The organism is Sphingomonas sp. ABOLE (assembly GCF_003950455.1).
GTDB classification, from domain to species: domain Bacteria; phylum Pseudomonadota; class Alphaproteobacteria; order Sphingomonadales; family Sphingomonadaceae; genus Sphingomonas; species Sphingomonas trueperi.
Window position 1 is genome coordinate 230,089 of record NZ_QQWY01000001.1, and the last position, 12,232, is coordinate 242,320.

Annotated in this window: 13 protein-coding genes; 6 read left to right on the plus strand and 7 right to left on the minus strand. The window is 69.6% G+C overall.

From position 1 onward, the window contains the following. Positions 1-32: 32 nt before the first annotated feature. The 5 genes from ubiA (at position 33) to CA234_RS01115 (ending at position 6,000) form a co-directional block, all read left to right on the plus strand. Positions 33-965 carry a 4-hydroxybenzoate octaprenyltransferase gene (gene ubiA, locus CA234_RS01095; RefSeq protein WP_126000663.1) on the plus strand — a complete coding sequence of 311 codons (933 nt, stop codon included), beginning with the start codon at positions 33-35 and terminating at the stop codon, positions 963-965. A gap of 31 nt (positions 966-996) precedes the next feature. Continuing rightward, entirely contained in the window at positions 997-2,343 is a 1,347-nt protein-coding gene (locus CA234_RS01100; RefSeq protein WP_125977203.1) for a metallopeptidase TldD-related protein, read from the plus strand. After that, positions 2,336-3,109 carry a 3'(2'),5'-bisphosphate nucleotidase CysQ gene (locus CA234_RS01105; RefSeq protein ID WP_126000664.1) on the plus strand — a complete coding sequence of 258 codons (774 nt, stop codon included), beginning with the start codon at positions 2,336-2,338 and terminating at the stop codon, positions 3,107-3,109. Before CA234_RS01100 ends, CA234_RS01105 begins: the two co-directional genes overlap by 8 nt. A 216-nt stretch (positions 3,110-3,325) precedes the next feature. Then, positions 3,326-5,626 (plus strand): glycosyltransferase, encoded by a 2,301-nt coding sequence (locus CA234_RS01110; protein ID WP_126000665.1) that lies wholly within the window; start codon positions 3,326-3,328, stop codon positions 5,624-5,626. A gap of 53 nt (positions 5,627-5,679) precedes the next feature. Further along, entirely contained in the window at positions 5,680-6,000 is a 321-nt protein-coding gene (locus CA234_RS01115; RefSeq protein WP_125977200.1) for a hypothetical protein, read from the plus strand. 27 nt (positions 6,001-6,027) lie between these two features. Here the strand turns inward: CA234_RS01115 and CA234_RS01120 are convergent, their stop codons facing one another. The 3 genes from CA234_RS01120 to CA234_RS01130 all read right to left on the minus strand — a co-directional run bounded on the left by CA234_RS01120 (position 6,028) and on the right by CA234_RS01130 (position 8,104). Beyond that, entirely contained in the window at positions 6,028-7,104 is a 1,077-nt protein-coding gene (locus CA234_RS01120) for a 5-(carboxyamino)imidazole ribonucleotide synthase (protein WP_126000666.1), read from the minus strand. Continuing rightward, complete coding sequence (gene purE, locus CA234_RS01125; RefSeq protein WP_125977198.1) at positions 7,101-7,586, minus strand: 5-(carboxyamino)imidazole ribonucleotide mutase; 486 nt, start codon at positions 7,584-7,586, stop codon at positions 7,101-7,103. The genes CA234_RS01120 and purE overlap by 4 nt, the downstream gene beginning before the upstream one ends. Before the next feature lie 62 nt (positions 7,587-7,648). Beyond that, positions 7,649-8,104, minus strand: a complete 456-nt coding sequence (locus CA234_RS01130; protein WP_125977197.1) for a DUF2721 domain-containing protein — start codon at positions 8,102-8,104, stop codon at positions 7,649-7,651. Positions 8,105-8,189: 85 nt separating this feature from the next. Here CA234_RS01130 and CA234_RS01135 point away from each other — a divergent pair, with 85 nt between their 5' ends. After that, positions 8,190-9,224 (plus strand): GNAT family N-acetyltransferase, encoded by a 1,035-nt coding sequence (locus CA234_RS01135; RefSeq protein WP_126000667.1) that lies wholly within the window; start codon positions 8,190-8,192, stop codon positions 9,222-9,224. On the opposite strand, the gene CA234_RS01140 is transcribed toward CA234_RS01135, so the two are convergent. The 4 genes from CA234_RS01140 to CA234_RS01155 form a co-directional block, all read right to left on the minus strand. Next, complete coding sequence (locus tag CA234_RS01140) at positions 9,200-9,793, minus strand: NUDIX hydrolase (RefSeq protein WP_126000668.1); 594 nt, start codon at positions 9,791-9,793, stop codon at positions 9,200-9,202. The genes CA234_RS01135 and CA234_RS01140 overlap by 25 nt on opposite strands. Then, positions 9,780-10,460: a tRNA (guanine(46)-N(7))-methyltransferase TrmB gene (locus CA234_RS01145; RefSeq protein ID WP_126000669.1), complete on the minus strand. Its 681-nt coding sequence runs from the start codon at positions 10,458-10,460 to the stop codon at positions 9,780-9,782. The genes CA234_RS01140 and CA234_RS01145 overlap by 14 nt, the downstream gene beginning before the upstream one ends. Before the next feature lie 49 nt (positions 10,461-10,509). Continuing rightward, entirely contained in the window at positions 10,510-11,250 is a 741-nt protein-coding gene (locus tag CA234_RS01150) for an EAL domain-containing protein (protein ID WP_126000670.1), read from the minus strand. A gap of 157 nt (positions 11,251-11,407) precedes the next feature. Beyond that, positions 11,408-12,169, minus strand: a complete 762-nt coding sequence (locus CA234_RS01155) for an EAL domain-containing protein (RefSeq protein WP_125977192.1) — start codon at positions 12,167-12,169, stop codon at positions 11,408-11,410. Positions 12,170-12,232: the final 63 nt, after the last annotated feature.

A 12,232-nucleotide genomic window follows, 5' to 3' on the forward strand; every position in this document is an offset into this window, starting at 1 on the left:
GGAGGGCGGCGGATTGTGGCAGCAGGCGGCGCATGACCGGCGCCACCCCCATCACCCCCGATACCGAACATCGCGGCTTCATCGGCCTGCTGCCCAGCGGCTGGCGGCCCTATGCGCTGCTCGCCCGGCTGGACCGGCCGATCGGCTGGTGGCTGCTGTTCCTGCCCTGCGCCTGGGGGGCGCTGCTGTCCGGGCTGCCTGAGGGCGGCTGGTGGCGGATCGGGGCAATGCTGCTCGGCGCGATCGCGATGCGCGGCGCGGGCTGCGTCTACAACGACATCGTCGATCGCGACCTCGACGCGCAGGTGGAGCGCACCCGCAGCCGCCCGCTGCCGAGCGGTGCCGTCTCGCTGCGCGCGGCCTGGACCTGGCTCACCGTTTTGCTGGCGATCGGCCTGGCCGTGTGGCTGGCGATGCCCACCCCCGCCAAGCTCTGGTCGCTGGCGACGCTGCCGGTGGTCGCCGCCTATCCGTTCATGAAGCGCATCACCTGGTGGCCGCAGGCGTTCCTCGGCATCGTGTTCGGATCGGGCGCGGTGGTGGGGTTCGTCGCGGGCGATCCGGTCGCGGCCTTCGCCAGCCGGCAGGGGGCGCAGTGGTGGCTCTATGCCGGCACGATCCTGTGGGTGATCGGCTATGACACGATCTACGCGCTGCAGGACGTGGAGGACGACGCGATCGTCGGCGTGCGCTCCTCGGCGCGGCGGATGGGCGCGCGGGTGCGGGGCGGCGTGGGGCTGCTCTATATCGGCGCGGTGGCGCTGTGGGCGGCGGCCTTGTGGACGGTGCGGCCCGATCCGCTGGCGCTGCTCGCGCTGCTGCCGGTGGCGGTGCATTTCGTCTGGCAGCTCGCCACACTCAAGCCCGCCGACGGGGCCAACGCGCTGCGTCGTTTCCGCGCCAATCGCGATGCCGGGTTCCTGATGCTCGCCGCCTGCGCGGTCGTGGGGATGTCCGGACTTTGATTTTGTGCCCCCGCGCCCCTAAGTCGCGGGGATGCTGAACAACGATCAGGCCCTGGAGCGCGCCGCCGATGCGGTGGCGCGTGCCCGCCGTGCCGGTGCCGATGCCGCCGACGCCGTCTTCTCCGCCGACCGCTCGCTTTCCGTCTCCGTCCGGATGGGGGCGCTGGAGGATGTCGAACGCTCCGAGGCCGAGGAGCTCGACCTGCGCGTCTTCGTCGGCAAGCGCTCGGCGAGCGTTTCGACCAGCGACCTGAGCAGCGACGCGATCGCCGCCCTGGTCGAGCGCGTCGTCGCGATGGCGCGCGAGGCGCCCGAGGACCAATGGGCGGGCCTCGCCCCCGAGGACCGGCTGATGCACGGCCTGCCGCCGCATCTCGACCTCGACGACGGCGCCGAGGTGGAACCCGCCGCGCTCAAGGCGCGCGCGCTCGCCGCCGAGGAAGCCGCGCGCGGCGTAGAGGGCGTCACCAACAGCGAGGGTGCAGGCGCCGGCGCGAGCCGGGTGCAGCTCGCGCTCGTCACCAGCCACGGCTTCCACGGTGCCTATGCGCAGTCGAGCCACGGCATTTCCGCCAGCGTGCTCGCCGGCAGCGACGGCGCGATGGAGCGCGACCATGCGCACCACTCGGCCCGTCATGCGGCGATGCTCGACTCGCCCGAGGCGATCGGGCGGCTGGCCGGCGAGCGCGCGGTGGCGCGGCTGAACCCGCGCAAGATCGCCAGCGGCGCGATGCCGGTGGTGTTCGATCGTCGCGTCTCCTCGGGGCTGCTCGGCCATCTCATGGGCGCGATCTCGGGCGCCGCCATCACCCGCAAGACCAGCTTCCTGCTCGATGCACTGGGCACCCAGATCTTCGCCCCCGGCGTGACGATCTGGGACGATCCGCACCGCCCGCGCGGGATGCGCTCGCGTGCCTTCGACGGCGAGGGGCTGCCGGTCAGCCGGATGCAGATCGTCCGCGAGGGGCTGCTCGAGACCTGGCTGCTGGAGAGCGCCGCTGCCCGCCAGCTCGGGCTCGAGCCGACCGGCCATGCCACGCGCGGCGGCGGCGGCGCGCCCGGCGTGTCGCCGAGCAATCTCTATATGGAAGCGGGCCATGTGCCCGCCGAGACGCTGATCGGCGAAATCGAGCATGGCCTCTATGTGTTCGAGCTGATCGGCCAGGGCGTCAACGGCGTGACCGGCGATTACAGCCGCGGCGCGGCGGGCTTCCTGATCGAGAAGGGCGAGCTCACCGTCCCCGTTTCCGAAGTGACGATCGCGAGCAACCTCAAGGACATGTTCCTGGCGCTGACGCCTGCCAACGACCTCGAGTTCCGCTACGGCATCAACGCGCCGACGGTCCGGATCGACGGGATGACAATCGCCGGTGCCTGAGCTTGCCGCCGAGGTCGCGGCGATCGCCGCCGAGGCGGGCCGGCACGCGATGGCGCGCTGGCAGAGCGATTTCGCGCGCTGGGAAAAGGCGCCGGGCAACCCGGTCTGCGCGGTGGACCTGGAGGTCGACGCGCTGCTCCGCGCGCGGCTGGGGGCGCTGCTGCCCGAGGCCGGCTGGCTCTCGGAGGAGACGGTGGACAATGCCGACCGGCTGGCATTGTCGCGGCTCTGGGTGGTCGACCCGATCGACGGCACCCGCGATTATCTGCGCGGGCGGCCGGGCTGGGCGGTCTCGATCGCGCTGGTGGAGAACGGCCAGCCGGTGATCGGCGTGCTCGACGCACCGGCGCGCGGCGAGGTGTGGACGGCGCGGGCCGGAGCGGGGGCATGGCGCAACGGCATGGCCTTGCGGGCCGCCGAACGCGCGGAGCTCCCCGGCGCGCGGGTGCCGGCGGACCAGCTCCCCAGGGTCGACCGCGACCTGGTGGCGGTGCCCAAGCCCAATTCGATCGCGCTGCGCATCGCGATGGTCGCGGCGGGCGAGGCCGACCTCGTCGCGACGCTGCGCTGGGGGCATGAATGGGACATCGCCGCCGCGGTGCTGCTCGCCCGCGAGGCGGGTGCGGCGGTCACCGATGCACTGGGCCAGGCGCTGGGCTTCAACACCCCCGCGGGTGAGGCGTACGGCGTGCTGGCGACGACGCAGGGCATCCACGCCGCCGCAGTCGCGCGGCTGGCGGACCGGGTGGATCCGGGAAAGCGCTGAGGCGCCGCAGTCGCGGTCCGAGCGGCGCGCGGTTAGTGACTATGCTGAATCAAGTCTTCATCCGGGCCGACCCTGGCGGTGCCCCGCGTCTATAAGACCTACAGCTACTCCATGCTTCCGGACGTGCGCGGCCACGGCCTCCGCGCGCCCGTGCCGCTGGGAATTGGGGACGGACACGCTGCGCGCGCGACGGCCATCGGATCGAAGGACTGCTGCATGATACCCAAGATTCTGCATTTCATCTGGGTGGGGGACGAAACCAAGCGGCCGGACAATTGCATCGACACCTGGCGCACCCGCAATCCCGGCTGGGAGATCAGGATCTGGGGCAATGAGTCGCTGCAGCAGCGCGGCTGGATCAACGGCCGCCACATGAGCGAGATGTCCGAGCGCGAGCTGAACGGCGTCGCCGACATGATGCGGTGGGAAATCGTGTACGAGCATGGCGGCTTCGTCGTCGATGCCGACAGCGTGTGCGTACGCCCGCTCGACGACCATCTGCTCGACTGCGAGGCCTTCGCCTGCTGGGAAAACGAAATGACGCGGCCCGGGCTGATCGCCGCGGGCTATTTCGCCGCGCAGCCGAAGAACCCGTTCGTCGCGCAGATCATCGGCGACATCTATCAGGAGCCGACGGTGGTCGACCGGATGGCGTGGGAAAGCGTCGGCCCGAAGCGTCTCACCGACTCTTATCGCGAATATCGCTATCACGGCTTGCGCATCTACCCGAGCCACTATTTCATCCCCGAGCATTTCTCCGGCGTGAAATATGAGGGCCCCGGGCCGGTCTATGCCGAGCAGCTATGGGGCAGCACGCTGGACATCTATGACCAGCTGCACCAGCAGGTGGTGACCGGGCAAGCCCCGGAGCCGGCCCCGGTCGCAGCCCCGGTCGACCGCAAGCCGGTCCCGGCAGCCGCGGTGCGCCCGAACCCCGTTCCCGCTCTGGGCGGCGCGCCGAACGCGCCCACTGTCTTCCACCGGATCTGGTTCGGCACGCGGCCGATTCCGGACTCCTACGAAGCCTATTGGCAAGCCTGGCAGCGCCAGTTCCCCGACTGCGCATTCCGCACCTGGACCGACCGCGATCTCGACGAGCTGACGCTGTCGCGGCCGGCGCTCGATCGTTTCGCCAGCCATGTCTCGCGCGCCGATCTCGCGCGCTACGAGATCCTCTACACGCATGGCGGCATCTATCTCGATTGCGACATCATGCCCTATGCGCATTTCGAACCGGCGGCGCTGTGCCGCGAACTCACCGTCTGCAACGAGACCGATGCCACCGAATATTGCTCGATCGGCTTCATCGGCGCGCCGGCGGGGCATCCGATCTTCCGCGACCTGATCGACCATATCCTCGCCGCCGAGCCCGATGAATCGCGCCCGAACGTCACGACCGGCCCCTGGCTGTTCGGCAGCTATCTGGCGAAGCACGCGCATCGGCGGCTGCCGCCGGCAAGCTTCTACCCCTATCTGTACGATGCCCCCTTGTCCTCGATCCGCCGCAAGGACCTCGGCGAGACGCTGGGCATCCATGTGTGGGGCGGTGCCTGGCTGCCGCCCGAGCAGAAGAAGGGCAAGGCGCTCGACCTGCTCGCCAGGGGCGACCTGGTGGACGCGGCCGGCATCCTGGAAGGCTTCGACGACGAATGGGCCGCGAATCTCCAGGTCGTGCTCAAGGTCATGGCCGATTCGCGCGCCATGGCCGCCGAGGCGGCGCAGTTTCTCGGCGGCAGCCTGACGGTGGCGCCGGCGGACCGCCCGGCCTTCGCATTCGACAAGATCGTCCACTGGCTGCTCGACCAGGACCGCGATCGCATGGTGTGGCAGATCGGCGCGGCGGACGGCGTCCTCGTCGATCCGCTGCGCTCGGCGATGGTCAATTACGATCCGCCCGCGCTGCTGCTCGAGCCCAACCCGTACATGTTCGGCATGCTCGAACGCGGCTATGCCAACAACCGCAACGCCGTGCTGCTGCAGCAGGCCTATAGCGCCGACGGAAAGCCGCTGGTCCTCAACGCGATCAACCCGGACAAGGCGGCAGCGGCGGGCCTGCCGCGCTGGGTGCTCGGCATTTCGTCCGTCTATGACGACAAGAATGCGATCGGCGGCCTCACCATCGATGCGGAGACGACGCGCCGCATCCAGAGCTGCATCGAACGCGTCACCGTGCCGGTGACCGGCTTCGACGCGCTGGCCGCGCAGGTGGAAGGCCGCATGCCGGAGATCCTGGTGATCGACGCCGAAGGCATGGACAAGGCGATCATCGACGACGTGCTCGACCATGGCTGCCGTCCGGCGGTGATTCACTTCGAGATCCAGTGCATGGATCCCGCCGAGAGCAGTGCGCTGACCGAGCGGCTCGGCACCGACTATGCAATGTTCACCTTCGGCAACGACGTGACCGCCTATCGCACCGACGTCTTCCTGGACTATGCGAAGTGGATCTACATCCACAACGGCCTGCCGACGATCTTCGCCTCGGCGCTGCCGATCGTGGCGGGGCTGGTGCAGTAGCGCGACGGACCTGCGCCCGTGCGTCGGCGCGGTTCCCGTGCTAGGGGCTTCCGATGTCGAAATCCCTGAGCACCAGCGGTGCCATCGATCTGGATGGCGTGACCTATGATTGGCGTCTGCAGCGCGAGCCCCATCTGTCCGACGACGAGGGCTGGAAGGGGATGACCATCGCGGTCGCCCAGCGCGATGCCAAGCGCGAGGCGTGGATGGAGTTCCCGGCGCCCAAGCGGTTGCTCAAGGGACTGCCGCGCGGCCGTCTCCAGCTGGACGATGCGACGATCACGCGTTGCGTTCGCTCCGCGCTGTCGGCCGGCTGGGATCCCCTGTCGCGGGGCAAGCCCGAGGTGTTCGTCGTCGATTCCGAGGGCAATTGACCCGCCCCGCGCGCGGGTGAGGGAGGGTTAGCCCCGCTTCACCCGCGTGACATGCCCCATCTTGCGCCCCGGCCGGGCCTGGCCCTTGCCATAGAGGTGAAGGTGCGTGCCCGGCTCGGCGAGCAGCTCGGGCCAGCGGTTCGCCTCGTCGCCGATCAGGTTTTCCATTTCCACATGCGTGCCCGCAAGCGCGGTCGAGCCGAGCGGGAGGCCGCAGATCGCGCGAACATGGTTCTCGAACTGCGAGGTCTCGGCACCCTCGATCGTCCAGTGGCCGCTATTGTGGACGCGCGGCGCCATCTCGTTGAACACCGGGCCGTCCTCCGTGGCGAAGAACTCGCAGGTCAGCACGCCGATATGGCCCAGCGCCTCGGCGACGCGGCCGGAGAGCGCTGCCGCCTCGGTCCAGTGGCGGGCGATCTCGGCGGGGGCGGGCAGGGTGGAGCGGGCGAGGATGCCGTCCTTGTGCTCGTTCCAGGGCGGCGGATAGCTGGCGAGCGTGCCGTCGAGCCCGCGCACGGTGATGATCGAGAATTCGTGGCTGAAGGTGACGAAGCCTTCGAGGATCGCCGGCCGCTCGCCGATCGCCGCCCAGGCCGCCTCGGCCTCGGAGGCGTCGTGCAGGCGCACCTGGCCCTTGCCGTCATAGCCGAGCCGCAGCGTCTTCAGGATCGACGGCGCGCCGATCCTGGCGATCGCGGCGTGCAGCTCGTCGCGGGTGGTGACCAGCGCCCAGGGCGCGGTGCGGCCGCCGAGCTCGGCGACAAACGCCTTTTCGTTGGCGCGGTCCTGCGCGATCTCCAGGCTCCGGGCGCCGGGGCGGACGGGCACCTTGCTCGCCAAGTGCGCGACGGGGGCGAGCGCGACATTCTCGAACTCGTAGGTGATCACGTCGGCGTGGGACGCCAGTTCGTCGAGCACGATATGGCTGTGATAATCGGCGCGGGTGAAGCTGGAGGCGGTCTGCGCGGCGATGCTTTCCTCGTCGGGGGCGAGGACGTGCGTGCGGTAGCCGAGCTGGGCGGCCGCAACCGCGATCATCCGGCCGAGCTGACCGCCGCCGAGGATGCCGATGGTCGAGCCGGGGGGAAGCGCGCCGCTCATGCCGGTTCCTCCGCGACGCTGTCGGTCTGCGCGGTGCGCCAGGCGATCAGCTTCTCGGTGAGCGCTTCGTCCGAGGTGGCGAGGATCGCGGCACCGAGCAAGGCGGCGTTCTTGGCGCCGGCCTTGCCGATCGCCAGCGTGCCGACGGGAATGCCGCCGGGCATCTGGACGATCGAATAGAGGCTATCGAGCCCCTTCATCGTCTTGGATTCCACCGGCACGCCGAGCACCGGCAAATGCGTCATCGCTGCCGCCATGCCGGGCAGGTGCGCCGCGCCGCCGGCGCCGGCGATGATCACCTTGAGGCCGCGGTCGGCCGCGCCGGTGGCATAGTCATAGAGCCGCTGCGGGGTACGATGCGCGGAGACGACCTTGGTCTCGTGCGGCACGCCCAGTTCGGTGAGAATGTCGGCCGCGTGGCGCATCGTCTCCCAATCGGAGGTGCTGCCCATGATGATGCCGATAAGAGGTGCGTCCGCCATTGCCTGCCCGACCGTGGAATGGAAGCGGGGTGTTAGTCAGGCAGGGGCTTCAGGGCAATGGTCTAGGAATCAAGTTCGAGCAGTTCCTCGCGGACATGGATCGCCTTGAGCGACATCCGCACCTCGACGAGGAAATAGAGCAGCCCCGCGATCAGCAGCAGCATCGAAATGATGAAGGCGACGGCTACCCAGATGCCGACATGCAAATTCGCCAGGCGCGAGACGAACATCAGCGCGACGACCAGGCAGATGGCGAGCGCGCTGGCGGTGCACAGGAAGATCGCGTTGTTGATCACCGAGATGCGGCGATCGATGATGCGGAGTTCCCAGACATGGCGGTCATGCTCGGGGCCGCTGGAGCGCGGATGCAGCTCCTCGATTACCCGCGCGCGATCGACGATGCGGGCGAGCCGGCCGACCATGGTGTTCAGGAACGCGCCGATGCCGGCGAGCAGGAACACCGGCGCGATCGCGGCCTGGATCGTATCCGAGACGGTGGAGAGATAGGGACCTTCCATGCATGCTCCTTATGCAAGGGGTGGTGCGTGCGGCGCAAGCAGGGGCTGCACCGGATGGTAACGGGTGAGGGGGTAGAGTGGATGCATGGCTCCCGTCGTCCGCTTCGAAGCCGGCCTTGCCGATGCGCTGGACGACGCCGCCATGCGTGCGGCCGAGGGGCACCGCTTCCTCCGCCGCGCCTGGTACGCCGCGGCGCTGCAGGCCTATGGCGGGACGGCGCGAACGCTGGGGGTGGAGGAGGCGGGCGTGCCGGTGGCGGCGCTGCCCTTGGTCGCCAAGGGGCCGGGCTGGCTGGGGCTGGCGGAGATTCCCGGCTGCTACTGGCCGTTCCGCAGCTTCCCCGTGGTGGAAGGCGCAAGCGCGGCGGCGGCGGATGCGCTGCTCGGCGCGCTGGCGCGACGCGTGCGGGCGCTGCGGATCGGGCCGGTCTATGACTGCGATCTGGCGCTCGACTGGCTCAAGGCGCGTGCGCTCGCGGCCGGCTGGACGCTGCTCGACCGGCACGTGGCGGACAGCTTCCTGCTCGATATCGCATCAGAAGACTGGCCGCGCGGATCGACGCTTCGCAAGAACCGGCATCTGGAGAAGCATCTGGCAAGCACGGGCACGCTCGCTTGGGAATGGGGCCCGCCCGATATCGACACGCTCGCCGAGATCGAACGGCACAGCTGGATCGCCGAGCGTACCGAGGGGCGCGATGCCAAGTTCACCGCCGAGGGGCACGGCGCCTTCTGGAAGGCGGCGCTGCACGATCCGGTGCTGGCGGACATGCTCTCCGCCGCGATGCTGCGGATCGACGGGCGGCCGATGGCCTTCTCGTTCGATCTCGTCACCGGCGCGCGCTGCTATGCCATCGCCAACAGCTATGATCCGGCGGTGGCGAAGCATTCGCCGGGCAAGCTGCTCCAGTATCGCAACCTGCTGCGCGCCCGCGAGCGCGGGGTGAGGCTGGTCGATTGGGGCGCGGGCGACAGCGGCTACAAGCAGACCATGGGCGCCACCGCCGGCCCGGCGATCCGCGACTGGATCTTCGTGCGGCCGGGGCTGGAGGCGCTTGCCGCGCGGCTGCTGCGCGGGGCCTGGCGCCGCAGCGGTCAGGCGGCGGGCGGCCAGGCCTGAGCGTCGAGGCGCTCACGCAGGGCAAGAACCAAAATCGCGGTCTTCATGTCCGCCAGCGCCGCCATGCCCTTCTCCCAAAGATCATCGAGCCGCATTTCGATCACCTCGATATCCTCATGGTCGTGGGCAAGCCCGCCGCCCGCGCTGGTGCGATCGGCAAGGCTGTAGGGCGCGAGATAGAGGCTCAGCCGCTCGGTCGAGACCGCCGGCATCGCGAAGAAATGGCCGACCAGGTCGATCGCGCCGAGGGCGACGCCGCATTCCTCCATCGCCTCGCGGCGGGCGGTGGTGTCGGCGGCCTCGCCCGGATCGATCCGCCCGGCGAGCGCCTCGTAGACTGACTCGGGCTCGCCCCGGAAGATCAGCGGCGGGCGCGACTGGCGGACCAGCAGCACGGTACCGCGGGTCGCATCATAGGGGAGCACCGCGACGGCATCGCCATGGTCCTCGATCTGGCGGGTGATGACGCTGCCGTCGGGGGTGCGCAGCGTCGCCAGCAGCAGCCGGCCCCACCCCTGATAGACCGTCTCGACGCGTTCGATGCGGTGGCCGGGCTCAGACCCGGACATAGCGGAAATACCAGACCTCGTGTCCTTGGCGGCGCGCCTTGCGCTCGTAGCGGGTCTCGGGCCAGTCGGCGGGGCGGGTGAGGAAGTCCTGCGCGGTCTGCGCCTGCCAGACGAAGTCCTTGCGCTGGCCCAGCACCATCATCGCCCAGCGGCAATAGGTGGGATCGTCGGTGCCGAGGCGGAATTCGCTGCCGGGCTTGAGCTTGGCCGCGATCAGGTCGAGCGGGCCGTGGTTGACCATGCGGCGCTTGGCGTGGCGCGCCTTGGGCCAGGGATCGGGGTGGAGCAGGTAGACGCGCGACAGGCTCGCGTCGGGCAGCCGCTCCATCACCTCGAGCGCGTCGCCCATGTGCAGGCGCACATTGGCGAGTTCGCCGTCGCGGATATGGTTGAGCGCGCCCACCACGCCGTTGAGGAAGGGCTCGCAGCCGATGAAGCCGTGATCGGGGCGCATCGTCGCCTGGCCGGCGAGATGCTCGCCGCCGCCGAAGCCGATCTCGAATTCGAGCGGGCGATCGTCGCCGAACAGGGTCCGCGCATCGAGCGGGCCGGCATCGGGCACGCTCACCTGGGGCAGCAGTTCCTCGACGAGCGCGGACTGGCCCTGGCGGAGCTTGTGGCCCTGGCGGCGGCCGTAAAGACGGCGAAGAGTGATGGGATCGGCCATGGGGCGCAGCGCATAGTCGCGCCGCCGCGTGCTGGCAAATCCGGGGCGTTCAGGCGGCGAGGCGGGTCGCGGCGATCGGCGCACCCCAGCGGCGGACCGGGCGGGTATAGCGGCGGACGTGCGGCGCGCTATTCGGTGTGCCCTGGAAGTGGCGGAGCCCGGCGGCGGCGGCGGCGCGCTGCCCGGCTTCCTCGGTGGGAACCGGTGCGATCACGGTGACGCCCATGCCGCGGGCGAGGCGCAGCACGCCTTCGACCAGGCGCGCGCGCGCCGGGGCGGCCTCGAGATGGTGGACCAGCGCCGGGGCGAGGCGGATCAGCCGCGGCGAGCAATGGGCGAGCAGGCCCAGCGCCAGCGGGCCGGCGGCGAAGTCGCTCAGGCCGATCATCATGCCGCGATCGGTGCAGGCGTGGATCATCGCGGCGGCGGCATCGCGATCGGTCGATTCGTCGGCGCTGATCTCGACGACGATCTGGTCGAGTGGGAAGCGGTGGCGCAGCGCGGCGCGGAACAGGTGGCCGAGCAGGCGATCCGGCGCACCGGCGCGGACCTGGACCGGCACTGCCAGCAGCGTGCCGGCATCGGCCAGCCCGGCCGCGGCAGCGGCGGCGAGCGCGCGATCGAGGCGGATGCCTTCCAGTTCGGCCCGGTCCTCACGCAGCAGGATCGCATCGACGGTGTGGAAGGCCTGGGCGCGTGCCTGGATGCCGGCATGCCAGGCGAAGGGTTCGGTGCTGCCTTGCGCCGTGATCGGCTGCAGGTCGATCCGAAGATCCATCGTGGTTGCCATGGGGTGTGCTCCTCAACGCGATTCTTGTGAACCTGAATGTTGGGTACCCAATTCGACCCGACCCTCCCATTCCGTGCGTCGCCGCAGCGGATTCAACCGGTTGGGGAATCTACGGTGCTTGCTTTCGGCAGTTGCAAACGATTCCCCGATTCGGGCCTCATGCCGCCGCGTTGAGCCGCAATGCAGGGGCGGGCAACGCGCCCACCTGGGCCGGTGCGATCAGGTCGCCCTGCATCAGCGTCACCTCCAGCGACCGCAGCCGATCATGCTCGGCGCGAGTCGAGACGCCTTCGGCGATCAGCCGGATGCGGCTCTTCTTCGCGATCTCCGCGACGCGCTCGACGACGATTCGCTTGGCCCAGCTGCTGCACAGGCTGTGCACCAGTTCGGGGGCGAGCTTGAGCGTATCGGGGGTGAAGGCGGAGAGCAGGTCGAGCCCCATGTCGCCCGCGCCGAAATCGTCGAAGGCGATGAGGAAGCCGAGCTTGCGATAGGCCTTCATCAGCCCGAGCATCTTGTCGCTTTCGAGATCGTCGCGGTCGCTGAACTCGAACACCAGCTCGCGCGCCGGGAAGCCGAGGCGGCGGACGATGCGCAGCATGCGATCGGCATCGGCGACCGGATCGGTGATGTAGCGCGGCATCACCTTGATCGCGAGGCGGGTATGGCGCTCGGTGATGCCGAGCGCCATCGCCTGTTCGATCGCCGCGACGCGGCAGCGCAGGTCGAAGGTGGGACGCTTGTCCTCGGCCAGCGTCTCGACGAACGCGGCAGGGCTTTCGCCGTCCGGGCCGCGGAACGTCGCCTCATAGGCCGTGACGATCAGGGTTGAGGTGTTGACGACCGGCTGGAACGCCATCGCGAACCAGTCCCGGCGAAGCGCTTCCTGAAGCGGAGCGGGGGCGATTTGGTCGAGCATGGGGCATCTCCAAGCTGGATCCCCTTGGCTCGAATGGTAGGCGGAAGTGATTACCCGAGCGTT

What these genes read in the sequence shown, in the direction of transcription:
- ubiA (WP_126000663.1), top strand. Translation starts at nt 33, where the DNA reads ATGACCGGCGCCACCCCCATCACCCCCGATACCGAACATCGCGGCTTC.
- CA234_RS01100 (WP_125977203.1), top strand. Translation starts at nt 997, where the DNA reads ATGCTGAACAACGATCAGGCCCTGGAGCGCGCCGCCGATGCGGTGGCG.
- CA234_RS01110 (WP_126000665.1), top strand. Translation starts at nt 3,326, where the DNA reads ATGATACCCAAGATTCTGCATTTCATCTGGGTGGGGGACGAAACCAAG.
- CA234_RS01115 (WP_125977200.1), top strand. Translation starts at nt 5,680, where the DNA reads ATGTCGAAATCCCTGAGCACCAGCGGTGCCATCGATCTGGATGGCGTG.
- CA234_RS01120 (WP_126000666.1), bottom strand. Translation starts at nt 7,104, where the DNA reads ATGAGCGGCGCGCTTCCCCCCGGCTCGACCATCGGCATCCTCGGCGGC.
- purE (WP_125977198.1), bottom strand. Translation starts at nt 7,586, where the DNA reads ATGGCGGACGCACCTCTTATCGGCATCATCATGGGCAGCACCTCCGAT.
- CA234_RS01130 (WP_125977197.1), bottom strand. Translation starts at nt 8,104, where the DNA reads ATGGAAGGTCCCTATCTCTCCACCGTCTCGGATACGATCCAGGCCGCG.
- CA234_RS01135 (WP_126000667.1), top strand. Translation starts at nt 8,190, where the DNA reads ATGGCTCCCGTCGTCCGCTTCGAAGCCGGCCTTGCCGATGCGCTGGAC.
- CA234_RS01140 (WP_126000668.1), bottom strand. Translation starts at nt 9,793, where the DNA reads ATGTCCGGGTCTGAGCCCGGCCACCGCATCGAACGCGTCGAGACGGTC.
- CA234_RS01145 (WP_126000669.1), bottom strand. Translation starts at nt 10,460, where the DNA reads ATGGCCGATCCCATCACTCTTCGCCGTCTTTACGGCCGCCGCCAGGGC.
- CA234_RS01150 (WP_126000670.1), bottom strand. Translation starts at nt 11,250, where the DNA reads ATGGCAACCACGATGGATCTTCGGATCGACCTGCAGCCGATCACGGCG.
- CA234_RS01155 (WP_125977192.1), bottom strand. Translation starts at nt 12,169, where the DNA reads ATGCTCGACCAAATCGCCCCCGCTCCGCTTCAGGAAGCGCTTCGCCGG.